The sequence below is a fragment of the Caballeronia eucalypticola genome (genome assembly GCF_047608185.1).
In the GTDB taxonomy this organism is placed as follows: Bacteria; Pseudomonadota; Gammaproteobacteria; order Burkholderiales; family Burkholderiaceae; genus Caballeronia.
Genome location: NZ_JBLKRU010000025.1, coordinates 1 through 23,746, shown reverse-complemented (window position 1 = coordinate 23,746; position 23,746 = coordinate 1). Strand labels below are relative to the sequence as shown.

Genomic DNA, 23,746 nt, shown 5'->3' with positions numbered 1-23,746 from the left:
TGATAGCCCCTTATTTCTTGGCCTTCTTGTCGGCTGCATGACCCTTGAACGTACGGGTCAATGCGAACTCGCCAAGTTTGTGGCCGACCATGTTTTCCGAAACATAAACCGGGACGTGTTGACGGCCGTTATGGACGGCGATCGTCAGACCGATGAAGTCCGGGAGAATCGTCGAACGACGCGACCAGGTCTTGATCGGCTTCTTGTCACGCGCAGCTGCGGCAGCCTCAACCTTCTTCAGCAAATGAGCGTCGCAGAACGGACCTTTTTTAACAGAACGTGCCATTGCTTACTCCTTAGCGCTTGTGACGGCGCTGAACGATCATCGTCGTCGTGCGCTTGTTGCTGCGGGTGCGATATCCCTTGGCCGGGGTTCCCCACGGGCTGACCGGATCGCGACCTGCTGCCGTCTTACCTTCACCACCACCGTGCGGGTGATCGACCGGGTTCATTGCAACGCCACGCACCGTCGGGCGGATACCGCGCCAGCGGTTAGCACCGGCCTTACCGATTTGACGGAGGCTATGCTCTTCGTTGCCAACTTCACCAATCGTCGCGCGGCACTCAACGTGCACACGGCGAATTTCACCCGAACGCAGGCGAACCTGAGCGTACGTGCCTTCACGAGCCAGCAGCATCGCGGACGTACCAGCCGAACGCGCCATTTGCGCGCCCTTGCCCGGCAACATCTCGACACAGTGAATCGTCGTACCGACCGGAATGTTGCGGATCGGCAGGGTGTTACCCGAGCGGATCGGCGCTTCCGAACCAGACATCAACGATTGACCCACCGTCGCGCCCTTCGGAGCGATGATGTACGTGCGCTCGCCGTCTGCGTACAGAACCAGCGCGATGTTCGCGCTACGGTTCGGATCGTACTCAAGACGTTCGATCTTCGCCGGAATGCCGTCCTTGATGCGACGGAAATCGACCATACGGTAGTGTTGCTTATGACCGCCACCTTTGTGACGTGTCGTGATGCGACCGGAGTTATTCCGGCCGGCGGTCACGGACTGTGCGTCGAGCAGCGCTGCATGCGGCTTGCCCTTGTACAGATCCTTGTTGACCACCTTGACCATCGCGCGGCGACCCGGCGAAGTCGGCTTAACTTTTACGATTGCCATGATTACTTGGCCTCCGCTTCAAAGTTGATTTCCTGGCCGGGCTTCAGGCAGACATACGCCTTCTTCACGTCCTTGCGCTTACCCATGAAGCGGCCAAAGCGCTTGGCTTTACCCTTCGTGACCAACACGTTGACGGAATTGACTTCTACCTTGAACAGCAGCTCGACAGCAGCCTTGACTTCCTGCTTCGTGGCATCGGGCGCGACTTCGAACACAACTTGCTCGTTCTTGTCGGCCACCAGCGTCGCCTTTTCGGAGATCACCGGCGCGAGCAGGACCTGCATCAAACGATGATCGTTCTTGCGAATCTCGCTCATGACAGCAACTCCTCGATCTGGGCGACCGCAGCCTTCGTAATCACGATCTTCTTGAAGTAGATCAACGAGAGCGGGTCGGCGTAACGCGGCTCGACAACGGCCACGTGGGCCAGATTGCGCGACGCGAGGTACAGGTTTTCGTCGACCGTGTCAGTAATGACCAGGACGGACTCGAGACCCATTGCCTTGAATTTTTCGGCCAACAGCTTCGTCTTCGGCGCTTCGAGGGTCATCTCGTCGACGACCACGATGCGACCTTCACGGGCCAGTTGCGAATAGATCGAGCAGAGACCTGCGCGATGCATCTTCTTGTTGACCTTGTGCGAAAAATTTTCTTCCGGCGAATTCGGGAAGATCCGGCCACCGCCGCGCCACAACGGGCTCGACGACATACCGGCACGAGCGCGGCCCGTACCCTTTTGACGCCACGGCTTCTTGGTCGTGTGCTTGACTTGCTCACGATCCTTCTGCGCGCGGTTACCGCTTCGTGCGTTGGCTTGATAGGCCGTGACGACCTGATGGATCAGGGCTTCGTTGTAATCGCGACCGAACACGACGTCCGATGCGTTCACACCCGTGCCTTCCTGACCATTGGCGCTCAGGAGCTTAAGTTCCATTATTTCGCTCCTTTCACAGCGCGAGCCTTGACAGCCGGCGTCACGAAGACCTTACCGCCCTTGGCACCAGGAACAGCGCCACGGACCAGCAGCAGATGACGGTCGGTGTCGATACGAGCGATTACGAGGTTTTGCACCGTAACCGTTTCGTCGCCCATGTGACCGGTCATGCGCTTACCCGGGAAAACACGACCCGGATCCTGCGCCATACCGATCGAACCAGGGACGTTGTGCGAACGCGAGTTACCGTGCGATGCGCGACCCGAAGCGAAGTTGTGACGCTTGATGGTACCGGCGTAGCCCTTACCGATCGACACGCCTTGCACGTCGACTTTCTGGCCCACTTCGAAGATGTCCGTACCGATCACGGTACCGTTCGACAACTCGGCAGCCTTAGCGGAATCGATCTGGAATTCTTTGAGAACTTCACCAGCTTGTACGCCGGCTTTGGCAAGGTGACCTGCCAGCGGCTTCGTCACGCGCGATGCGCGGCGAGTGCCGAATGCAACTTGAACGGCGATGTAACCATCCGTTTCTACAGACTTGATCTGCGTCACTCGGTTGTCCGACACGTCCAATACGGTGACGGGAATCGAATCCCCTTCAGGCGTAAAGATACGGGTCATGCCAACCTTGCGACCTACGAGTCCAAGGCTCATCGTTTTCTCCATTCCCAACTGCGATTGGTCGGGGCTGATTTACAAAATGCCGGGCGCTCAGGTGAGTAGCTCACCAGAATCAACCGACTTTTTTGCGCAAATGCGCGAAAAGCCTTGGAGTATAACAAGGCTTTTCGTTTTCCGCAAGCAATCAAAGACTTAGCGCCACTCCTCGCGAGAGCAGCGCTGGTGAAACTTATTGCAACTTGATTTCCACATCGACACCGGCCGGCAGGTCGAGCTTCATCAACGCGTCAACGGTCTTGTCCGTCGGATCGACGATGTCCATCAAGCGTTGGTGGGTCCGGATTTCGAGCTGATCGCGCGACGTCTTGTTGACGTGCGGCGAACGCAAAATGTCAAAACGTTGGATACGGGTCGGCAGCGGTACCGGACCACGTACGATTGCGCCAGTCCGCTTAGCCGTATCGACGATTTCAGCTGCTGACTGATCGATCAGACGATAGTCGAAAGCCTTCAGGCGAATGCGGATTTTCTGGTTTGCCATGACAATTCCTTGAAAGAGCGAGACGGTGTTGCACCGTCGATTTGGTAAAAGAGCAAGGAGCCGGGCACTAGCTAGGTGCATGCGCCCGGCTCCGGGCACGACTACTAATTACAGCTTTTCTGAAGCAAGCTCAGGATTTTACTCGAGAACCTTGGCGACGACACCAGCGCCGACGGTACGACCGCCTTCACGGATAGCGAAGCGCAGACCTTCTTCCATCGCGATCGGAGCGATCAGCTTCACCGTGATCGACACGTTGTCGCCCGGCATGACCATTTCCTTGTCCTTCGGCAACTCGATCGAACCCGTTACGTCCGTGGTACGGAAGTAGAACTGCGGGCGATAGTTGTTGAAGAACGGCGTGTGACGACCGCCTTCGTCCTTGCTCAACACATACACTTCAGCCGTGAAGTGCGTGTGCGGCGTGATCGAACCCGGCTTGGCCAGAACTTGACCGCGCTCCACGTCTTCACGCTTCGTGCCGCGCAACAGAATACCCACGTTGTCGCCCGCTTGACCTTGGTCCAGCAGCTTGCGGAACATTTCCACGCCCGTGCACGTCGTCTTCACCGTCGGCTTGATGCCGATGATTTCGATTTCTTCGCCGACCTTCACCACGCCGCGCTCGATACGACCCGTCACCACCGTGCCGCGACCCGAGATCGAGAACACGTCTTCCACCGGCATCAGGAACGAACCGTCAATCGCGCGCTCCGGCGTCGGGATGTACGTGTCCAGTGCGTCGGCCAGGTTCATGATCGCCACTTCGCCCAGCTCGCCCGTGTCGCCTTCCAGCGCCAGTTTGGCCGAACCCTTGATGATCGGCGTGTCGTCGCCCGGGAAGTCGTACTTCGACAGAAGCTCACGCACTTCCATTTCAACCAGTTCCAGCAACTCGGCGTCGTCCACCATGTCGCACTTGTTCAGGAACACGATGATGTACGGCACGCCAACCTGGCGAGCCAACAGGATGTGCTCACGCGTTTGCGGCATCGGGCCGTCAGCCGCCGAACACACCAGGATTGCGCCGTCCATCTGCGCTGCACCCGTAATCATGTTCTTCACATAGTCGGCGTGTCCCGGGCAGTCAACGTGCGCGTAGTGACGCGCTGCCGTTTCGTACTCGACGTGAGCCGTGTTGATCGTAATGCCACGCGCCTTTTCTTCCGGCGCTGCATCGATCTGGTCATACGCCTTCGCTTCGCCGCCGAACTTCTTCGACAACACCGTCGCGATTGCTGCCGTCAGCGTGGTCTTGCCATGGTCGACGTGACCAATCGTGCCTACGTTGACGTGCGGCTTGGTCCGTTCGAATTTACCTTTTGCCATGATTACCTTCTTTCAAATTTGTTGATCGGTTAAAGACTTCTGGCTTACCGAATTACTTGGATTTCGCGTTAATGATCGCTTCTGCCACGTTTCGCGGAGCTTCAGCATAGTGCTTGAATTCCATCGTGTACGTAGCGCGACCTTGCGTCGCCGAACGCAGCGACGTCGAATAGCCGAACATTTCCGACAGCGGGACTTCAGCGCGCACGATCTTGCCGCCGCCAATCATGTCTTCCATGCCCTGGACGATACCGCGACGGCTCGACAAGTCGCCCATCACGTTGCCCATGTAGTCTTCAGGCGTTTCGACTTCCACAGCCATCATTGGTTCGAGGATGACCGGGCTTGCCTTGCGCATTGCGTCCTTGAACGCCATCGAACCGGCCATGCGGAATGCATTTTCGTTCGAGTCAACGTCGTGGTACGAACCAAACGTCAGGTGAACCTTGACGTCCACCACCGGGAAGCCTGCCAGCACGCCAGCCTTCAGCGTTTCAATAATGCCCTTGTCCACAGCCGGGATGTACTCGCGCGGAATCACGCCGCCCTTGATCTCGTCCAGGAACTCGTAGCCCTTGCCCTGCTCATTCGGCTCAAGCGTAATGACAACGTGGCCATACTGACCGCGTCCGCCCGACTGCTTGACGAACTTGCCGTCAACGTCTTCAGCCTTGCCGCGAATCGTTTCGCGATACGCAACTTGCGGCTTGCCAACGGTTGCTTCAACGCCGAATTCACGACGCATGCGGTCAACCAAAATTTCCAGGTGCAACTCGCCCATACCCGAAATGATGGTCTGGCCCGACTCTTCGTCGGTCTGAACGCGGAACGACGGATCTTCCTGAGCCAGACGATTGAGCGCGAGGCCCATCTTCTCCTGGTCAGGCTTGGTCTTCGGCTCTACAGCTTGCGAAATCACCGGTTCCGGGAAAATCATACGTTCCAGAACGATCGGATGCGCCGGATCACACAGCGTGTCGCCGGTGGTCACGTCTTTCAAACCAACCGCGGCAGCGATGTCGCCTGCGTGCACTTCCTTGATTTCTTCGCGCTGGTTTGCGTGCATCAGCAGAATACGGCCGAGACGTTCCTTCTTGTCCTTGGTCGCGTTCAGCAGCGTGTCGCCCGACTTGGTCGTACCCGAATACACGCGGAAGAAGATCAACTGGCCGACAAACGGGTCGGTCATGATCTTGAACGCGAGTGCCGAGAACTTTTCGTCGTCAGCTGCACGACGCTCTTCGCGAGCGCCGTCTTCCAGTTCACCCAGAACCGGCGGAATGTCGATCGGCGACGGCAAGAAGTCGAGCACGGCGTCCAGCATCCGTTGCACGCCCTTGTTCTTGAACGCGGTGCCGCACAACATCGGCTGGATTTCACAAGCGATCGTACGGTCGCGAAGACCCTTCACGATTTCCTCTTCGGACAACGAGCCCGTTTCGAGGTACTTGTTCATCATTTCTTCGTTGGCTTCGGCAGCAGCTTCGACCATCTTTTCGCGCCACTCGTTGCACGTATCCAGCAATGCAGCCGGGATTTCTTCGTACTCGAACTTGATGCCTTGGGACGCTTCATCCCAAATGATCGCCTTCATCTTGATCAGGTCGACCACGCCCGTGAACGTGTCTTCTGCGCCGATTGGCACCACGACCGGAACCGGGTTCGCCTTCAGACGCAGCTTGAGCTGGTCATAGACCTTGAAGAAGTTCGCGCCGGTACGGTCCATCTTGTTGATGAACGCGAGACGGGGAACCTTGTACTTGTTGGCCTGGCGCCATACGGTTTCCGACTGGGGCTGAACACCGCCCACAGCGCAATAAACCATGCACGCACCGTCGAGCACGCGCATGGAACGCTCAACTTCAATGGTGAAGTCAACGTGTCCCGGCGTGTCGATGATGTTGATGCGGTGCTCGGGGCGGTCGCCAGCCATGCCTTTCCAGAAGGCGGTCGTCGCTGCCGACGTGATGGTGATGCCGCGCTCCTGCTCCTGCTCCATCCAGTCCATCGTTGCTGCGCCGTCGTGAACTTCACCGATTTTGTGGTTCACGCCCGTGTAAAACAGGATGCGCTCGGTCGTGGTCGTCTTGCCGGCGTCGATGTGAGCGCTAATACCGATATTTCGGTAGCGCTCGATAGGTGTCTTGCGAGCCACTTTGAATCCTTAATTGGGTCGACGCGACCGGCACATGCCAGTCACGTCCTAACACAAACGGGCGAGGCGCTTGGTAAGCGCACCCGCCCGGAGGTTTTTCCGTTCGTCCCAGGTCGGGAGGCCTAAATACAGCCTTAGAAGCGGAAGTGCGAGAACGCCTTGTTGGCTTCTGCCATCCGGTGAACTTCGTCGCGCTTCTTCATCGCGCCGCCACGGCCTTCCGCGGCTTCCGAAAGCTCACCTGCGAGACGCAGGGCCATCGACTTCTCGCTGCGCTTCTTCGCAGCTTCGCGCAACCAACGCATCGCCAATGCCATACGACGCGACGGACGCACTTCGACTGGAACTTGATAGTTCGCACCACCAACGCGGCGGCTCTTCACTTCCACCACCGGCTTCACGTTGTTGAGCGCACCCGTGAACACTTCCAGCGGGTCCTTGCCACCCTTGGTCTGGATCTGTTCAAAAGCACCATAAACGATACGCTCGGCAACCGACTTCTTGCCCGACAGCATGATCACGTTCATGAACTTGGCTACATCTACGTTGCCGAATTTCGGATCCGGCAAAATGTCCCGCTTGGGGACTTCGCGACGACGCGGCATGTTTCTTCCTTTGATTTTTCAGTTGGAGCTATTTCAGCCCCGCGGTCACCAACAAACCCGATCTATCTACCGACTAACCAGCTTGGCCGGGTGACCACTTACTCGACAGCACCGGCATTTCCGGCACCACCGCTTGAACGCCCTTGACGGGCAACCTGTACAGCCTGACCGGCAAAAGCTTACTTGCCAGCCTTAGCGCGCTTCGCACCGTACTTCGAGCGAGCTTGCTTACGATCCTTGACGCCCTGGGTATCCAGCGAGCCACGAACCATGTGGTAACGCACACCCGGCAAGTCTTTCACACGTCCGCCGCGAATCAGCACGACCGAGTGTTCCTGCAGGTTGTGGCCTTCACCACCGATGTACGAAATGACTTCAAAACCGTTCGTCAGACGAACTTTTGCAACTTTACGAAGTGCCGAGTTCGGCTTCTTCGGCGTCGTCGTGTACACGCGAGTGCACACTCCACGACGCTGGGGGCAGTCCTGCAAAGCCGGCGACTTGCTCTTCACTACTTCTGAAGCGCGGCCTTTGCGAACCAATTGATTGATGGTTGGCATTGTCTATTCCTAAATTGATCAAAATCGACGCTCCCGTTTCGGGCAAAGCAAAACGGACTGCGCGCCGAGCACTCCGGCTCTTGTCATGTATACGAGGACATTCTCGATGGAAACCCCGTTTAGCAGATCCAAGAACGAGAACCTAGCATCATAATCTGAAATTCCCAATGCGGTCAACAGCTTGCAGCGCGTGCGAGCTTGATCAGGGCGATAAAAATCAGTTCGCGCCGACGACTTCGAGCAATTCGTCGCCGAACCGCTCGAGTTTGCGCGCGCCTATCCCGGGAATCTGGCTGAGATCTTCGATGGAGTCCGGCTCGTTGCGCGCAATTTCGGCCAGCGTCGCGTCGTGGAAAATGACGTAGGCCGGCACGCCGTCGCTCTTCGCCATGCTTGCGCGCCAAGCACGCAGCCTTTCCCAGCGTGCTTTGATGCGTGGCGACATGCCGGCCGTCGGATCCGCGCGTTCACCGGTTCGACCGGATGACTGCCTCGTGCGCGTTGGCTTTACGTACTTGCGCAGCGTCACGTTCTGCTCGCCTTTGAGTACGGCCTTGCTTGCCTCGGTGAGAATCAGCGCACCGAATCCATCGTGGTCGACAGCGAGATAGCCAAACGCCACCAGTTGACGAAACACCGCGCGCCATTCCTGCTCGGACAGCGCCGCGCCAAGTCCAAACGTGGATAGTTTTTCGTGACCGCGTTGAAGCAATTTCTCAGACCGGCTGCCGCGCAGGATGTCGATAAGATGACCGGCGCCGAAGTGGAACCCGCTCGCCTTATAAGCGCGGTACACGCAAGACAGCGCCATTTGCGCTTCGCGGGTAGCGTCCCAAGATTCAGGCGGCTCGAGACACGTGTCGCAATTGCCGCACGGCTGGCTCGCTTCGCCGAAGTAGCCGAGCAAGCGCACTCGCCGGCAGGACGCCGCTTCGCACAACCCAAGCAGCGCGTCGAGCTTGCCGCCCTGCACGCGCTTGTGGGTATCGTCGGCGTCGGATTCGTCGATCATTTTGCGTTGCTGCACCACGTCGCCGAGGCCGTACGCCATCCACGCGTTCGCCGGCATGCCGTCACGACCGGCACGGCCCGTTTCCTGGTAGTAGCCTTCCACGCTTTTCGGGAGATCCAGATGAGCGACGAAACGTACGTCGGGTTTGTCGATCCCCATCCCAAACGCGATCGTCGCGCACATCACGATGCCCTCTTCGCGCTTGAACATCTCCTGATGACGCTGGCGCATCTGATATTCCATCCCCGCGTGGTAAGGCAGCGCGCGAACACCCTGGCTCTTGAGCCAATCGGCAGTCTCTTCAACCTTGCGCCGTGATAGGCAATAGATCACACCGGCGTCCGTGGTTTTGTCCGGATTGGTATGCTCGGCGCGAATGAAATCCAGCAACTGGGCGCGGGCATTGTCCTTTTCGACAATCCGATACCGGATGTTCGGCCGGTCGAAGCTGGAGACAAAAATACGTGCGTCGTCCAAGGCCAGGCGATGCACGATTTCATCGCGCGTAATGGCGTCGGCAGTAGCCGTCAGCGCTATCCGCGGCACCGATGGAAACCGCTCGTGCAGCACCGATAACTGGATATATTCCGGCCGGAAATCGTGCCCCCATTGGGACACACAATGCGCTTCGTCAATGGCGAACAAGCCGATGCGCACGCTTTCGATCAGCTCGAGGAAACGAGGCGTCATGAGCCGTTCCGGGGCGACATACAGCAGGTCGATTTCCCCGTTACGCAACGCGCGCTCGGTGGCTGAGGCTTCTGCGCCCGTGAGCGTCGAATTCAGGCACGCGGCACGCACGCCGACTTCGCTCAACGCGGCGACCTGATCCTGCATCAACGCAATCAGCGGCGACACGACAATCCCAGCGCCAAACCCGGCTTCGCGCCTTAGCAAAGCGGGAATTTGATAACACAACGACTTGCCGCCGCCAGTCGGCATGAGCACGAGCGAGTCGCCGCCGGCGGCCACATGATCGACGATATCGCCCTGCTGCCCCCGGAACGCCGGGTAGCCAAATACTTCCTTGAGAATTTCGAGCGAACGGGACATGGAGAAGACGGAGTGCGCCAGAGCGTGAGTGCCCCGATTTTACCAACGACGGAGCGCTCAGACCGTCGCATGACTCAACGTTAGCCAATCGATAGAGCAAAAAAAGCCGCCCGGTATAACCCGGGCGGCTTCTCGTACTAGCAGATCAGTCGTCAAAGCCCGGACCTGTAAAAAGGCCCGAACTCCAAAACTTACTCCGCCGGATGTTGCTGTTCTGCAGGTGCGACAGGTGCGGCTTCGGGCGTGCCGAAATCGAACGATTCTTCCGCTGCAATCTGGTCGAAACGTTGACGATCCGACAACTCGCGGCTCTTGCGCGCCTTGTGGAACGCGAGACCTGTACCAGCCGGAATCAACCGGCCGACGATCACGTTTTCCTTCAGACCGCGCAAATCGTCGCGTTTGCCCATGATGGCCGCTTCGGTCAACACGCGCGTCGTTTCCTGGAACGATGCAGCCGAGATGAACGAATCGGTCGAGAGCGATGCCTTCGTAATACCGAGCAGCACGTTCTCGTAGGTCGCGGGGATCTTGTCTTCCGCGGCCATCCGGTCGTTCTCGTCCAGCATGTCCGAACGCTCAACTTGTTCGCCCATGATGAAGCGCGTATCGCCGTTGTCGACGATCTGCACGCGGCGCAACATCTGACGAACAATCACTTCAATGTGCTTGTCGTTGATCTTCACGCCTTGCAGACGATACACGTCCTGCACTTCGTCCACGATGTAGCGAGCCAGCGCTTCAATACCCTGCAAACGCAGAATGTCGTGCGGATCGGCCGGGCCATCGACAATCATTTCGCCCTTGTTGACGACCTGACCGTCGTGCACCAGCACCTGCTTTTCCTTGGTGATCAGGAACTCATGCTGTTCCCCTTCCACGTCGGTAATAACGAGACGCTGCTTGCCCTTCGTGTCCTTACCAAACGACGTCGTACCCGTGACTTCCGCCAAGATGCCGGCGTCCTTCGGCGAGCGCGCTTCGAACAGTTCGGCCACACGCGGCAGACCACCGGTAATGTCACGCGTTTTCTGCGCTTCAACCGGGATACGTGCCAGCACTTCACCGACCTGCACTTGCTGACCGTCCTTCACGGTGATCAGTGCGCCGACCTGGAAGCCGATCTGCACCGAATGCTCGGTGTTCGGGATCTTGACTTCTTCGCCTTGCGCATCGAGCAACTTCACTTGCGGACGAACGCTCTTCGCCGCTTGCGAACCGCGACGCTTCACGTCGATCACGACGAGCGTTGAAAGCCCCGTCACATCGTCGATCTGCTTCGCAACCGTCACGCCTTCTTCGACGTTTTCGAACTTCACCGTACCGCCCCACTCGGTGATGATCGGACGCGTCAACGGATCCCATTGAGCCAGTTGTGCACCAGCCTTGATCTGCGCGCCGTCGAGTTGCAGCAACGTTGCGCCGTATGGGATTTTGTGACGTTCGCGCTCACGACCGAGGTCGTCGGCAATGATCGCCTCGCCCGAACGCGAGATGACGATCTGCTCGCCCTTCGCATTGGTGACGTAACGCATCGTTGCCGTGAAACGCACCGTACCGTTCGACTTGGCTTCCACCGACGAAGCGATAGCCGCACGCGACGCAGCGCCACCGATGTGGAACGTACGCATGGTCAACTGCGTGCCCGGCTCACCGATCGACTGAGCAGCGATAACACCCACCGCTTCGCCGACGTTCACGCGCGAGCCACGACCCAGGTCGCGGCCGTAGCACGAAGCGCACAGGCCGTAACGCGTTTCGCAGGTCAACGGCGTGCGCACGCGCACTTCGTCAATACCCAGGCGTTCGATTTCGTCGACCATGTCTTCGTCAAGCAACGTGCCCGATTCGTACAGCGTTTCCTGCGATTCCGGATTGACGACGTCCGCCACCGTCACGCGGCCGAGAATCCGGTCACGCAAGGCTTCGACAACTTCACCGCCTTCAACCAACGCCTTCATTGCAACGCCGTTCGTTGTGCCGCAATCGTCTTCGACCACGACCAGATCCTGCGTCACGTCAACGAGACGACGCGTCAGGTAACCCGAGTTCGCCGTCTTCAACGCCGTATCGGCCAAGCCTTTACGTGCACCGTGCGTCGAGATGAAGTACTGCAACACGTTCAGGCCTTCACGGAAGTTCGCCGTGATAGGCGTCTCAATGATCGAGCCATCCGGCTTCGCCATCAGGCCCCGCATACCGGCCAACTGACGAATCTGAACAGCGGATCCACGAGCGCCCGAGTCGGCCATCATGTAGATCGAGTTGAACGATTCCTGCTTCGTCTGATTGCCATCGCGGTCGACCACGGGCTCCGTAGCCAACTGCTCCATCATCGCCTTGCCGACCGCTTCCGACGTTGCCGACCAGATGTCGACCACGTTGTTGTAGCGCTCTTGCGAAGTGACCAGACCCGACATGTACTGACGGTCGTATTCCTTCACCTTCTTGGCTGCATCGCCGACGATCTGTTCTTTTTGCGGCGGCACGAGCATGTCGTCGACGCAAATCGAAATACCGGCGCGCGTAGCCAGACGGAAACCCATCTGCATCAGCTGGTCGGCGAAGATCACCGTTTCGCGCAGACCGCACTTGCGGAATGCCGTGTTGATCAGGCGCGAAATTTCCTTCTTCTTCAGCGGACGGTTCAGCACCGAGAACGGCAGTCCTGGCGGCAGAATTTCCGACAGAATAGAACGGCCAACCGTGGTTGCGTACAGCGTGATCTTCGGCACGAACTTCGGTGCGCCTTCGCTTTGATCCGGGTTGTGAATGTTTTCCGTAATCCGGACATTCACCCGCGACGCCAGCTCGACTTCCTTGTTTTCGTACGCGCGGATCGCTTCCGACACGCCCGTGAACGTCATGCCTTCGCCCTTGCCATTCACCGCTTCACGCGATGCGTAGTAAAGACCCAGCACAATATCCTGCGACGGCACGATCGACGGATCGCCGTTGGCCGGGAACAGGACGTTGTTCGACGCCAGCATCAGCGTACGCGCTTCCATCTGCGCTTCCAGCGACAGCGGCACGTGAACGGCCATCTGGTCACCGTCGAAGTCGGCGTTGAACGCCGCGCAAACGAGCGGATGCAGCTGAATAGCCTTACCTTCGATCAGCACCGGCTCGAAAGCCTGAATGCCAAGACGGTGAAGCGTAGGCGCGCGGTTCAGCATCACCGGATGTTCGCGGATCACTTCTTCCAAAATGTCCCACACCACGGCTGTCTGATTCTCGACTTCCTTCTTCGCAGCCTTGATGGTGGTAGCAACACCCATCACTTCCAGCTTGTTGAAGATGAAAGGCTTGAACAGTTCGAGCGCCATCAACTTCGGCAGACCGCACTGATGCAGCTTGAGCGTCGGGCCCACCACGATCACCGAACGGCCCGAATAGTCAACGCGCTTACCGAGCAAGTTCTGACGGAAACGGCCGCCCTTACCCTTGATCATGTCAGCGAGCGACTTCAGCGGACGCTTGTTCGCGCCGGTCATTGCCTTACCGCGGCGACCGTTGTCGAGCAGCGAATCGACGGCTTCCTGCAGCATCCGCTTTTCATTGCGGACGATGATTTCAGGCGCCTTCAATTCGAGCAGACGCTTCAACCGGTTGTTACGGTTGATCACGCGACGATACAAGTCGTTCAGGTCCGACGTTGCGAAACGGCCACCGTCCAGCGGCACGAGCGGACGCAGTTCCGGCGGCAGCACCGGCAGCACTTCCAGCACCATCCAGTCGGGCTTGATGCCCGAACGCTGGAATGCCTCGAGCACTTTCAGGCGCTTCGCGTACTTCTTGATCTTCGCTTCCGAACCCGTGTTCTTGAGTTCGGTGCGCAGCACTTCGACCTGTTCGTCGATATTGATCGCGCGCAGCAGTTCACGCACGCCTTCCGCGCCCATCTCGGCACGGAATTCGTCGCCGTATTCTTCGACCTTATTGTAGTAATCCTCTTCCGTCATGATCTGCCGCGCTTTCAGCGGCGTCATGCCCGGTTCGATCACTACGTATGCTTCGAAATACAGCACGCGTTCGATGTCGCGCAGCGTCATGTCGAGCACCATGCCCAGACGCGACGGCAGCGACTTCAAGAACCAGATGTGCGCAACCGGCGAGGCCAGTTCAATGTGGCCCATCCGTTCGCGACGCACCTTGGCGAGCGTGACTTCAACGCCGCACTTTTCGCAGATCACGCCGCGGTGCTTCAGGCGCTTGTACTTGCCGCACAGGCACTCGTAGTCCTTGATGGGCCCGAAAATCTTGGCGCAGAACAGGCCATCGCGTTCCGGCTTGAAGGTCCGGTAGTTGATGGTTTCAGGCTTCTTCACTTCGCCGAAGGACCACGAACGGATCTTGTCCGGCGAGGCCAGACCGATCTTGATCGCGTCAAAAACTTCAGGTTGTTGGACTTGCTTGAATAGATCGAGCAGAGCTTTCATTGCGTCTCTCCAGTAGTCCGATTAGTTCCGGTCCAGGTCGATGTCGATACCGAGCGACCGGATTTCCTTCACCAACACATTGAACGACTCAGGCATGCCGGCGTCGATCACGTGGTCACCCTTGACCAGGTTTTCATACACTTTGGTACGACCCGCCACGTCATCCGACTTAACAGTCAGCATTTCTTGCAGCACGTACGAAGCGCCATATGCTTCGAGCGCCCACACTTCCATCTCACCGAAACGCTGGCCACCGAACTGCGCCTTACCACCCAGCGGCTGCTGCGTGACGAGCGAGTACGGTCCGGTCGAACGGGCGTGCATCTTGTCGTCGACCAAGTGATGCAGTTTCAGGTAATGCATGTAGCCCACCGTGACCGTCCGTTCGAACGGTTCACCCGTGCGGCCGTCGCTCAACTGCACCTGATTCTTCGACTTCGTCATGCCCAATTGCTTCGCGATGTCGTCAGGGAATGCCAGGTCCAGTGCACGTTCCATTTCGCCTTCCGTCGCGCCGTCGAACACCGGCGTTGCAAAAGGAACACCTTCGCGCAGGTTCTTCGCCAGTTCGACGATTTCGTCGTCGGTGAAGTTTTCCAGCTCTTCCTTGCGGCCCGATTCGTTGTAGATCTTGGTCAGGAAAATGCGCAGCTCTTCAATCTTCGTCTGACGCTGCAGCATTTCGCCGATACGCCATCCCAGACCCTTCGCGGCCCAGCCCAGATGCACTTCGAGAATCTGACCCACGTTCATCCGCGACGGCACGCCGAGCGGATTCAGCACAACGTCAGCAGGACGGCCATCGGCCATGTACGGCATGTCTTCGATCGGCACGATCTTCGACACAACACCCTTGTTACCGTGACGGCCGGCCATCTTGTCGCCCGGTTGCAGACGACGCTTAACAGCCAGGTACACCTTGACCATCTTCAGCACGCCCGGCGGCAGTTCGTCGCCTTGCGTCAGCTTCTTGCGCTTTTCTTCGAACGCCAGATCGAACTGGTGACGCTTTTGTTCGATGGAATCCTTGATGGCTTCGAGCTGTGCCGCTGCTTCTTCGTCCGCCAAGCGGATGTCGAACCAGTGGTAGTGATCCAGATCTTCCAGGTACGGCAGGTCGATCTTCGTGCCCTTCGCCAGCTTCTTCGGACCGCCGTTTGCGACCTTGCCGTTGAGCATACGGGCGAGACGCGAGAACGCGTCGCCTTCCACAATGCGCAACTGGTCGTTCAAGTCCAGGCGATAACGCTTCAGTTCGTCATCAATAATCTGCTGTGCACGCTTGTCACGCGTAATGCCTTCGCGCGTGAACACTTGCACGTCGATCACCGTGCCGCTCATGCCCGACGGCACGCGCAGCGACGTATCCTTCACGTCCGACGCCTTCTCGCCGAAAATGGCGCGCAGCAGCTTTTCTTCCGGCGTCAGCTGGGTTTCGCCCTTCGGCGTGACCTTGCCGACCAGCACGTCGCCCGCTTCAACTTCAGCGCCGATGTACACAATGCCCGACTCATCGAGACGGCCAAGTTGCACTTCAGCCAGGTTCGAGATGTCGCGCGTGATTTCTTCCGGTCCGAGCTTCGTGTCGCGTGCAACCACATTCAGTTCTTCGATGTGGATCGACGTGTAACGATCTTCAGCAACCACCTTCTCCGAGATCAAGATCGAATCTTCGAAGTTGTAGCCGTTCCACGGCATGAACGCGACGAGCATGTTCTGGCCAAGCGCGAGCTCGCCCAGATCGGTCGATGCGCCATCGGCCACCACGTCGCCACGGCCAACCTTGTCGCCGACCTTCACGATCGGGCGCTGGTTGATGTTCGTGTTCTGGTTCGAACGCGTGTACTTGATCAGGTTGTAGATGTCGACACCGACTTCGCCGGCAACCGCTTCATCGTCGTTCACGCGAATCACGATACGGCCAGCATCGACGTAATCCACGATACCGCCGCGTTCCGCCTGAACCGTCGTACCCGAGTCAACCGCCACCGTACGTTCAATACCCGTACCGACCACGGCCTTTTCAGGACGCAGGCAAGGCACGGCCTGACGCTGCATGTTCGAGCCCATCAATGCGCGGTTCGCGTCATCGTGTTCAAGGAACGGAATCAGCGAAGCAGCCACGGACACGATCTGCGACGGCGCCACGTCCATGTACTGGATGCGGTCCGGCGTGACCATCAGCGTTTCGCCCGCTTCACGCGACGAAACCAGCTCGTCGGTCAGCGTGCCGCCTTCGCCCAGCGACGCGTTCGCCTGAGCGATCACGTAGCGGCCTTCTTCAATGGCCGACAGATAGTCGATCTGATCCGTCACCTTGCTGTCGACCACTTTCCGATACGGCGTCTCGAGGAAACCGTATTCGTTCAAGTGCGCGTACAGCGCCAGCGAGTTGATCAGCCCGATGTTCGGACCTTCCGGCGTTTCAATCGGGCACACACGGCCGTAGTGGGTCGGGTGCACGTCGCGGACTTCAAAGCCTGCGCGTTCACGCGTCAAACCGCCCGGTCCAAGAGCCGATACACGGCGCTTGTGGGTGATTTCCGACAGCGGATTCGTCTGGTCCATAAACTGCGACAACTGCGACGAACCGAAGAACTCGCGAATGGCCGACGAAATCGGCTTCGAGTTGATCAGGTCGTGCGGCATCAGGTTTTCGCTTTCAGCCTGACCCAGACGTTCCTTCACAGCCCGTTCCACGCGCACGAGGCCTGCGCGGAACTGGTTCTCAGCCAACTCACCTACGCAACGCACACGACGATTGCCCAAGTGATCGATGTCATCAACTTCGCCCTTGCCGTTACGCAGCTCGACCAAAATCTTGATGGTCGCGAGGATGTCGTCGTCTTCCAGCGTCATCTTGCCAATGATCTCGTCGCGGCCCACGCGACGATTGAACTTCATACGACCCACCTTCGACAGGTCGTATGCGTCTTCGCTGTAGAACAGACGATTGAACAGCGCTTCAACCGCTTCTTCCGTCGGCGGTTCGCCCGGACGCATCATGCGATAGATCGCGATACGTGCAGCCATGCGGTCAGCGGTTTCGTCGATACGCAGCGTCGACGAAATGTACGGACCTTGATCCAGATCGTTCGTGTACAGCGTCTGGATGTCCTTGACCTTCGACTCGCGCAGCTTCTCGAGCACCATTTCGGTGATCTCGTCGTTGGCGTTCGCGATCACTTCACCCGTTTCGCCGTCGACTACATTCTTTGCCAGCACACGGCCGAGCAAATAGTCTTCCGGTACCGAGATGAACTTCGTCTTTGCCGCTTCGAGGTCACGAATGTGCTTCGCGTTGATCCGCTTGTCCTTCTGGACGATGACAGCGCCTTCGCGATCCTGGATGTCAAAGCGCGCGACTTCACCGCGCAGACGCTCCGGCACGAATTCCATTTGTGCGCCTTCGCCCATCAACGCGAAGTTATCGAATACGAAGAAGTTCGCGAGGATCTGTTCCGGCGTTAGGCCAATGGCCTTCAGCAGGATGGTCACAGGCATTTTCCGGCGACGGTCGACGCGGAAATACAGCACGTCCTTCGGGTCGAATTCGAAGTCGAGCCACGAACCACGGTAAGGGATGATACGCGCCGAGAAAAGCAGCTTGCCCGAGCTGTGCGTCTTGCCCTTGTCGTGCTCGAAGAACACGCCAGGCGAACGGTGCAGCTGGGACACGATCACCCGTTCCGTACCGTTGATGACGAACGAACCAGTCGGCGTCATGAGCGGCATTTCGCCCATGTAGACTTCCTGTTCCTTCACTTCCTTGACGACCGGCTTGCTCGGCGATTCCTTGTCGAGCAGCACCAGGCGCACCTTGGCGCGCAAGGCGGAGCAATACGTCAGGCCGCGCTGCTGGCATTCCTTGATGTTGAATGCCGGCGGCGAAAGCATGTAGCTGACGAATTCGAGACGCGCAAAACCGTTGTGCGAAACGATCGGGAAGACCGATGAAAATGCTGCTTGCAGCCCTTCTGCCTTGCGCTGAGTCCCGATGGTCTCGGCTTGCAGAAATGTGCTGAATGATTCAAGCTGGGTTGCCAGCAAGAAGGGAACTTGGTGAACGATGGGGCGTTTCGCAAAACTCTTGCGAATACGCTTCTTCTCGGTGAAGGAATATTGCATACGATCTCCGAATCACGGCGGGCGTTGCCGAGGCGGGATACCTCGATGACACGACCCGGTGTTCACCGACTGAGACTCGTCATACACCCAGGGAGGGGCGAACGAGCCTAGAAGCTTGGTGGTTGGCCGCTACCAACCGCTGGCTGACGGCAGCGGATGCCTATGTTTCCCGCTACCCGACCAAACTTGCCTTCTGCAGTCGCTTCAGAAGACAAAGAAAAGAATCGGCAATATTGTCCAGCCGATGTTTTTCTTTGGCTTCTATACGGTTCTTGTTGCCGAAACCGGCGACTCAAAACATTGTTCCCACAAAGCAGAAAAAGGCCGGCGGTCATAGACCGCCAGCCTTAGCAAAGCGCAGTGAAACTTACTTGATTTCAGCCTTCGCGCCTGCTTCTTCCAGCTTCTTCTTCGCTTCTTCAGCAGCAGCCTTCGGTACCGATTCCTTAACAGGCTTCGGTGCACCGTCAACCAGGTCCTTCGCTTCCTTCAGGCCGAGACCCGTCAGTTCGCGAACAGCCTTAATCACCGACACCTTGTTTGCGCCGATTTCGACCAGGTTCACCGTGAACTCGGTCTGCTCTTCAACAACAGCGGCAGCACCAGCGGGGCCAGCAACTGCAACTGCTGCTGCCGACACGCCAAACTTTTCTTCGAACGCCTTGACCAGCTCGTTCAATTCCAGAACCGACATCGAGCTTACTGCTTCGAGGATGTCATCTTTTGCGATTGCCATTTGAAATACTCCTAAATTGAATTCGGATACAGCCAGCGATCTTGTAAGCCTAACCAGGCAACCAAGCGCAGTACGTTACGCAGCAACTTCCGGCTCAGCTTCAGCCGGAGCTTCAGCGCCGCCACCCTTTTGCGCAGCGAGCGCGGCCAGAGCGCGCGCGAAGCCGGCAACAGGAGCTTGCATGACGTACAGCAGCTTGGAGAGCAGTTCTTCGCGGCTCGGGATGTTGGCGAGTGCTTGCACAGCCGCCTTGTCCATCACGTTGCCTTCGTAGGAACCAGCCTTGATGATCAACTTGTCATTGGTTTTGCCGAAGTCATTAACAACCTTGGCAGCAGCAATTGCATCTTCAGAGATGCCGTAGATCAGAGGACCGGTCATCTGCTCGGCCAGCGGAGCGAACGGCGTACCTTCCACGGCGCGACGCGCCAACGTGTTTTTCAACACGCGGAGATACACTTGTTGCTCGCGAGCCTTTGCGCGCAGCTTGGTCAGATCGCCAACCGCAATTCCACGATACTCAGCGAGCACCATCGTCTGAGCCTTCGCGACTTGCGCGGCGACTTCAGCGACAACTGCCTGCTTGTCTTCTTTGTTCAGTGGCACGGTTAAACCTCCAGATTCGATGCGCCAACTTAGCGCACCTCGTTCAACAACGGCGTCCGACCTGTCAGGAGTATTTCGACCGGCTGGTGCGCACCTCACGGCGCGCGACAACCGACTTCAACCACACCAAAACTGTTCCGGGTTCGCCATCTGCGTTGGCTTACATTAAGGTCGCGCCCAACTGCTGCGCTTCCGCCAACGGTCTTTGACAACCGGTTGCTTGCTAACTACAGCTCACAACCGCCCAAAGCCCTTAACCCACGCTCACGCGAAATCGCGCGAGCGTGGACATGATTCTTTACTGCGAGAGCGTGGAGTGATCTACGCGCACGCCAACACCCATGGTGCTCGACAATGCGATCTTGCGCAGATACACGCCCTTGCTGGTCGCCGGCTTAGCCTTTTGAAGGGCGTCCACCAGTGCCGACAGATTCTTGCGCAACGACGCCGGCTCAAACGAAGCACGGCCGATGGTTGCGTGGATGATCCCGCCCTTGTCGACGCGGAACTGAACCTGACCAGCCTTTGCGTTGCGAACAGCTTGAGCAACATCAGCCGTAACCGTACCGACCTTCGGGTTCGGCATCAGGCCGCGCGGGCCGAGAATCTGCCCGAGCGTACCGACGACGCGCATTGTGTCCGGCGAAGCGATCACAACGTCGAAGTTCAGGTTACCTGCCTTGACTTGTTCAGCCAGGTCTTCCATACCGACGATTTCTGCGCCGGCTGCACGAGCCTGCTCAGCCTTTTCGCCTTGCGCAAACACAGCAACGCGAACCGACTTGCCGGTACCTGCGGGCAACACGACCGAACCGCGAACCACTTGGTCCGACTTCTTCGCGTCGATGCCGAGCTGCACAGCCACGTCGATGGATTCATCGAACTTGGCGCTTGCGCATTCCTTGACCAACGAAAGAGCGTCGTCGACGGGGTACAGCTTCATGCGATCGACCTTGGAGGCGAACGCTTTAAGACGCTTAGAAAGCTTAGCCATTTACACGCCCTCCACGGTGATGCCCATCGAACGGGCGCTGCCCGCGATCGTACGAACCGCTGCGTCCAGATTCGCTGCCGTCAAATCAGGCATCTTGGTCTTCGCGATTTCTTCAGCTTGAGCGCGCGTGATATTGCCGACCTTGTCAGCATTCGGCTTCGGCGAACCCTTCTGAATACCTGCTGCCTTCTTGATCAGAACGGTAGCGGGCGGGGTCTTCATGATGAACGTGAAGCTCTTGTCCGCGAATGCCGTAATAACCACCGGCACCGGCAGACCCGGCTCCATCGCTTGAGTCTGCGCGTTAAACGCCTTGCAGAACTCCATGATGTTCAGGCCGCGCTGGCCCAGTGCCGGACCAACCGGCGGCGACGGATTGGCTTTACCTGCAGGAATCTGCAGTTTGATAAAGCCGATGATTTTCTTTGCCATGTTGAAAACCTCTGCAGAACGCGTTAGCGTTCGGTGAGTGATAACGCGCGCTCGCCAAAACGGCTACTGACGCTCCTCAACAGCCATAACGCGGGCTGTAAGCGCGAACCGCGCTACGAAGTTGACACCTCGAGCGCGGCGAAAAACGAATGCTTTTTAAACCTTCTCGACCTGGCCAAATTCCAGTTCTACCGGGGTCGAGCGTCCAAAAATGGTGACAGAAACGCGGACGCGCGACTTCTCGTAGTTCACTTCCTCAACGTTGCCGTTGAAATCCGTGAACGGACCGTCTTTGACCCGCACCATTTCGCCCACTTCGAAGAGCGTTTTCGGACGCGGTTTTTCCACGCCTTCCTGCATCTGCGACATGATCTTTTCCACTTCACGCGGAGAGATCGGGCTCGGACGATTACGCGCCCCGCCAACGAAGCCGGTCACCTTTGCGGTATTTTTTACCAGATGCCAGGTTTCGTCCGTCATTTCCATCTCGACGAGCACATAGCCCGGAAAGAAACGACGCTCTGTTACAGACTTGTGACCACCCTTCACTTCCACGACTTCTTCAGTCGGGACGAGGATCTGACCAAATTGGTCTTGCATGCCGGCGCGGTCGATGCGCTCCTGAAGCGCACGTTGCACGCTCTTCTCCATACCGGAGTAGGCGTGCACGACATACCAACGTTTTCCGCTCGGTGATGCTGGTGCTTCGCTCATATCATCTCCAACCCAGAATTACCGAGAATATCACCCACTCAATTGACTTATCGCTAAGCCACAAGAAGATTGCCATGATCAGCACAAATGCGAAGACCACCAGCGTGGTTTGCGTGGCTTCCTTACGTGTCGGCCACACCACCTTGCGGACTTCTTTGTACGAATCTTTGGCAAAGGCGATAAAGCCCTTTCCCGGTGCGGAGAGAAGACCGACCGCAACACCCGCGATCAAACCAACAGCCAGCGCGGCGCCGCGTACGTACCACTCCTGGCCACCCAGCCAGAAGAAACCTACGAACCCGGCCAAGACCAACAATACGCCCGCGGTCAACATCAACTTGTCGCCGGAAGTATTTACAGTTTCGACGGAAGGATTCGCCATAACACCTTAAGCAGCGCCCGCAGACGCAAGATTGTGGCAGGGGCAGAGGGAATCGAACCCCCAACCTTCGGTTTTGGAGACCGACGCTCTGCCAGTTGAGCTATACCCCTAAACCATTTTGGGGTCGGCGATTTCGCCAACCCCGAAAACTACAGACTATCGAGCAATTTCTGGCTTTGCTCGATTTACTCGAGAACCTTGGCGACGACACCAGCGCCGACGGTACGACCGCCTTCACGGATAGCGAAGCGCAGACCTTCTTCCATCGCGATCGGAGCGATCAGCTTCACCGTGATCGACACGTTGTCGCCCGGCATGACCATTTCCTTGTCCTTCGGCAACTCGATCGAACCCGTTACGTCCGTGGTACGGAAGTAGAACTGCGGGCGATAGTTGTTGAAGAACGGCGTGTGACGACCGCCTTCGTCCTTGCTCAACACATACACTTCAGCCGTGAAGTGCGTGTGCGGCGTGATCGAACCCGGCTTGGCCAGAACTTGACCGCGCTCCACGTCTTCACGCTTCGTGCCGCGCAACAGAATACCCACGTTGTCGCCCGCTTGACCTTGGTCCAGCAGCTTGCGGAACATTTCCACGCCCGTGCACGTCGTCTTCACCGTCGGCTTGATGCCGATGATTTCGATTTCTTCGCCGACCTTCACCACGCCGCGCTCGATACGACCCGTCACCACCGTGCCGCGACCCGAGATCGAGAACACGTCTTCCACCGGCATCAGGAACGAACCGTCAATCGCGCGCTCCGGCGTCGGGATGTACGTGTCCAGTGCGTCGGCCAGGTTCATGATCGCCACTTCGCCCAGCTCGCCCGTGTCGCCTTCCAGCGCCAGTTTGGCCGAACCCTTGATGATCGGCGTGTCGTCGCCCGGGAAGTCGTACTTCGACAGAAGCTCACGCACTTCCATTTCAACCAGTTCCAGCAACTCGGCGTCGTCCACCATGTCGCACTTGTTCAGGAACACGATGATGTACGGCACGCCAACCTGGCGAGCCAACAGGATGTGCTCACGCGTTTGCGGCATCGGGCCGTCAGCCGCCGAACACACCAGGATTGCGCCGTCCATCTGCGCTGCACCCGTAATCATGTTCTTCACATAGTCGGCGTGTCCCGGGCAGTCAACGTGCGCGTAGTGACGCGCTGCCGTTTCGTACTCGACGTGAGCCGTGTTGATCGTAATGCCACGCGCCTTTTCTTCCGGCGCTGCATCGATCTGGTCATACGCCTTCGCTTCGCCGCCGAACTTCTTCGACAACACCGTCGCGATTGCTGCCGTCAGCGTGGTCTTGCCATGGTCGACGTGACCAATCGTGCCTACGTTGACGTGCGGCTTGGTCCGTTCGAATTTACCTTTTGCCAT

Annotated in this window: 20 protein-coding genes and 1 tRNA gene; all 21 read right to left on the bottom strand. The window is 58.0% G+C overall.

Annotation, left to right across the window (positions count from 1 at the left end; genetic code table 11):
* Window positions 1-10 precede the first annotated feature (10 nt).
* The 21 genes from rpsS to tuf (ACMX25_RS25175) all read right to left on the bottom strand — a co-directional run bounded on the left by rpsS (window position 11) and on the right by tuf (ACMX25_RS25175) (window position 23,746).
* A complete protein-coding gene (gene rpsS / locus ACMX25_RS25275) occupies window positions 11-286 on the bottom strand; it encodes a 30S ribosomal protein S19 (RefSeq protein WP_031361579.1) in 276 nt (91 codons plus the stop codon).
* Between the two features lie 10 nt (window positions 287-296).
* Window positions 297-1,124 (bottom strand): 50S ribosomal protein L2, encoded by an 828-nt coding sequence (rplB, locus tag ACMX25_RS25270; protein WP_299709515.1) that lies wholly within the window; start codon window positions 1,122-1,124, stop codon window positions 297-299.
* A 2-nt stretch (window positions 1,125-1,126) separates the two neighbouring features.
* Window positions 1,127-1,441 (bottom strand): 50S ribosomal protein L23, encoded by a 315-nt coding sequence (rplW, locus tag ACMX25_RS25265; RefSeq protein ID WP_031361581.1) that lies wholly within the window; start codon window positions 1,439-1,441, stop codon window positions 1,127-1,129.
* On the bottom strand, window positions 1,438-2,058 hold the full coding sequence (gene rplD / locus ACMX25_RS25260) for a 50S ribosomal protein L4 (protein WP_031361582.1): 621 nt from the start codon (window positions 2,056-2,058) through the stop codon (window positions 1,438-1,440). Before rplD ends, rplW begins: the two co-directional genes overlap by 4 nt.
* A complete protein-coding gene (gene rplC / locus ACMX25_RS25255) occupies window positions 2,058-2,717 on the bottom strand; it encodes a 50S ribosomal protein L3 (protein ID WP_062091252.1) in 660 nt (219 codons plus the stop codon). The genes rplD and rplC overlap by 1 nt, the downstream gene beginning before the upstream one ends.
* A gap of 196 nt (window positions 2,718-2,913) precedes the next feature.
* Window positions 2,914-3,225, bottom strand: coding sequence for a 30S ribosomal protein S10 (gene rpsJ / locus ACMX25_RS25250; protein WP_031361584.1), 312 nt, complete (start codon window positions 3,223-3,225; stop codon window positions 2,914-2,916).
* Between the two features lie 138 nt (window positions 3,226-3,363).
* On the bottom strand, window positions 3,364-4,554 hold the full coding sequence (gene tuf / locus ACMX25_RS25245; RefSeq protein WP_062093238.1) for an elongation factor Tu: 1,191 nt from the start codon (window positions 4,552-4,554) through the stop codon (window positions 3,364-3,366).
* A 52-nt stretch (window positions 4,555-4,606) separates the two neighbouring features.
* The gene (fusA, locus tag ACMX25_RS25240) at window positions 4,607-6,709 is read right to left on the bottom strand and encodes an elongation factor G (RefSeq protein WP_414952771.1); all 2,103 of its coding nucleotides are present in this window, start codon (window positions 6,707-6,709) and stop codon (window positions 4,607-4,609) included.
* Window positions 6,710-6,843: 134 nt separating this feature from the next.
* On the bottom strand, window positions 6,844-7,314 hold the full coding sequence (gene rpsG / locus ACMX25_RS25235; RefSeq protein ID WP_031361587.1) for a 30S ribosomal protein S7: 471 nt from the start codon (window positions 7,312-7,314) through the stop codon (window positions 6,844-6,846).
* 179 nt (window positions 7,315-7,493) lie between these two features.
* Window positions 7,494-7,874: a 30S ribosomal protein S12 gene (gene rpsL / locus ACMX25_RS25230; RefSeq protein ID WP_165092719.1), complete on the bottom strand. Its 381-nt coding sequence runs from the start codon at window positions 7,872-7,874 to the stop codon at window positions 7,494-7,496.
* Between the two features lie 217 nt (window positions 7,875-8,091).
* The gene (gene recQ, locus ACMX25_RS25225; RefSeq protein ID WP_414952770.1) at window positions 8,092-9,939 is read right to left on the bottom strand and encodes a DNA helicase RecQ; all 1,848 of its coding nucleotides are present in this window, start codon (window positions 9,937-9,939) and stop codon (window positions 8,092-8,094) included.
* Window positions 9,940-10,130: 191 nt separating this feature from the next.
* On the bottom strand, window positions 10,131-14,378 hold the full coding sequence (gene rpoC / locus ACMX25_RS25220; RefSeq protein ID WP_089166628.1) for a DNA-directed RNA polymerase subunit beta': 4,248 nt from the start codon (window positions 14,376-14,378) through the stop codon (window positions 10,131-10,133).
* Between the two features lie 21 nt (window positions 14,379-14,399).
* Entirely contained in the window at window positions 14,400-18,506 is a 4,107-nt protein-coding gene (rpoB, locus tag ACMX25_RS25215; RefSeq protein WP_414952769.1) for a DNA-directed RNA polymerase subunit beta, read from the bottom strand.
* Window positions 18,507-18,873: 367 nt separating this feature from the next.
* Entirely contained in the window at window positions 18,874-19,242 is a 369-nt protein-coding gene (gene rplL / locus ACMX25_RS25210) for a 50S ribosomal protein L7/L12 (protein WP_062092985.1), read from the bottom strand.
* Window positions 19,243-19,317: 75 nt separating this feature from the next.
* Window positions 19,318-19,848, bottom strand: coding sequence for a 50S ribosomal protein L10 (rplJ, locus tag ACMX25_RS25205; protein ID WP_047845330.1), 531 nt, complete (start codon window positions 19,846-19,848; stop codon window positions 19,318-19,320).
* 298 nt (window positions 19,849-20,146) lie between these two features.
* Window positions 20,147-20,842 (bottom strand): 50S ribosomal protein L1, encoded by a 696-nt coding sequence (gene rplA / locus ACMX25_RS25200; RefSeq protein WP_414952768.1) that lies wholly within the window; start codon window positions 20,840-20,842, stop codon window positions 20,147-20,149.
* On the bottom strand, window positions 20,843-21,274 hold the full coding sequence (gene rplK, locus ACMX25_RS25195; RefSeq protein WP_414952767.1) for a 50S ribosomal protein L11: 432 nt from the start codon (window positions 21,272-21,274) through the stop codon (window positions 20,843-20,845).
* 156 nt (window positions 21,275-21,430) lie between these two features.
* Complete coding sequence (nusG, locus tag ACMX25_RS25190) at window positions 21,431-21,988, bottom strand: transcription termination/antitermination protein NusG (RefSeq protein WP_031361596.1); 558 nt, start codon at window positions 21,986-21,988, stop codon at window positions 21,431-21,433.
* A 1-nt stretch (window position 21,989) separates the two neighbouring features.
* On the bottom strand, window positions 21,990-22,370 hold the full coding sequence (secE, locus tag ACMX25_RS25185; RefSeq protein ID WP_031361597.1) for a preprotein translocase subunit SecE: 381 nt from the start codon (window positions 22,368-22,370) through the stop codon (window positions 21,990-21,992).
* Between the two features lie 34 nt (window positions 22,371-22,404).
* A tRNA-Trp gene (locus ACMX25_RS25180) sits at window positions 22,405-22,480 on the bottom strand.
* A gap of 75 nt (window positions 22,481-22,555) precedes the next feature.
* A complete protein-coding gene (gene tuf / locus ACMX25_RS25175) occupies window positions 22,556-23,746 on the bottom strand; it encodes an elongation factor Tu (RefSeq protein WP_062093238.1) in 1,191 nt (396 codons plus the stop codon).

Excerpts from the sequence above, each read along its gene's own strand:
- tuf (WP_062093238.1), bottom strand. The coding sequence starts at position 4,554 with ATGGCAAAAGGTAAATTCGAACGGACCAAGCCGCACGTCAACGTAGGC.
- rpoC (WP_089166628.1), bottom strand. The coding sequence starts at position 14,378 with ATGAAAGCTCTGCTCGATCTATTCAAGCAAGTCCAACAACCTGAAGTT.
- nusG (WP_031361596.1), bottom strand. The coding sequence starts at position 21,988 with ATGAGCGAAGCACCAGCATCACCGAGCGGAAAACGTTGGTATGTCGTG.
- recQ (WP_414952770.1), bottom strand. The coding sequence starts at position 9,939 with ATGTCCCGTTCGCTCGAAATTCTCAAGGAAGTATTTGGCTACCCGGCG.
- rpsG (WP_031361587.1), bottom strand. The coding sequence starts at position 7,314 with ATGCCGCGTCGTCGCGAAGTCCCCAAGCGGGACATTTTGCCGGATCCG.
- rplW (WP_031361581.1), bottom strand. The coding sequence starts at position 1,441 with ATGAGCGAGATTCGCAAGAACGATCATCGTTTGATGCAGGTCCTGCTC.
- tuf (WP_062093238.1), bottom strand. The coding sequence starts at position 23,746 with ATGGCAAAAGGTAAATTCGAACGGACCAAGCCGCACGTCAACGTAGGC.
- rpoB (WP_414952769.1), bottom strand. The coding sequence starts at position 18,506 with ATGCAATATTCCTTCACCGAGAAGAAGCGTATTCGCAAGAGTTTTGCG.
- secE (WP_031361597.1), bottom strand. The coding sequence starts at position 22,370 with ATGGCGAATCCTTCCGTCGAAACTGTAAATACTTCCGGCGACAAGTTG.
- rplL (WP_062092985.1), bottom strand. The coding sequence starts at position 19,242 with ATGGCAATCGCAAAAGATGACATCCTCGAAGCAGTAAGCTCGATGTCG.
- rplK (WP_414952767.1), bottom strand. The coding sequence starts at position 21,274 with ATGGCAAAGAAAATCATCGGCTTTATCAAACTGCAGATTCCTGCAGGT.
- rplC (WP_062091252.1), bottom strand. The coding sequence starts at position 2,717 with ATGAGCCTTGGACTCGTAGGTCGCAAGGTTGGCATGACCCGTATCTTT.
- rpsJ (WP_031361584.1), bottom strand. The coding sequence starts at position 3,225 with ATGGCAAACCAGAAAATCCGCATTCGCCTGAAGGCTTTCGACTATCGT.
- rpsL (WP_165092719.1), bottom strand. The coding sequence starts at position 7,874 with ATGCCAACCATCAATCAATTGGTTCGCAAAGGCCGCGCTTCAGAAGTA.
- rpsS (WP_031361579.1), bottom strand. The coding sequence starts at position 286 with ATGGCACGTTCTGTTAAAAAAGGTCCGTTCTGCGACGCTCATTTGCTG.
- rplB (WP_299709515.1), bottom strand. The coding sequence starts at position 1,124 with ATGGCAATCGTAAAAGTTAAGCCGACTTCGCCGGGTCGCCGCGCGATG.
- rplD (WP_031361582.1), bottom strand. The coding sequence starts at position 2,058 with ATGGAACTTAAGCTCCTGAGCGCCAATGGTCAGGAAGGCACGGGTGTG.
- rplA (WP_414952768.1), bottom strand. The coding sequence starts at position 20,842 with ATGGCTAAGCTTTCTAAGCGTCTTAAAGCGTTCGCCTCCAAGGTCGAT.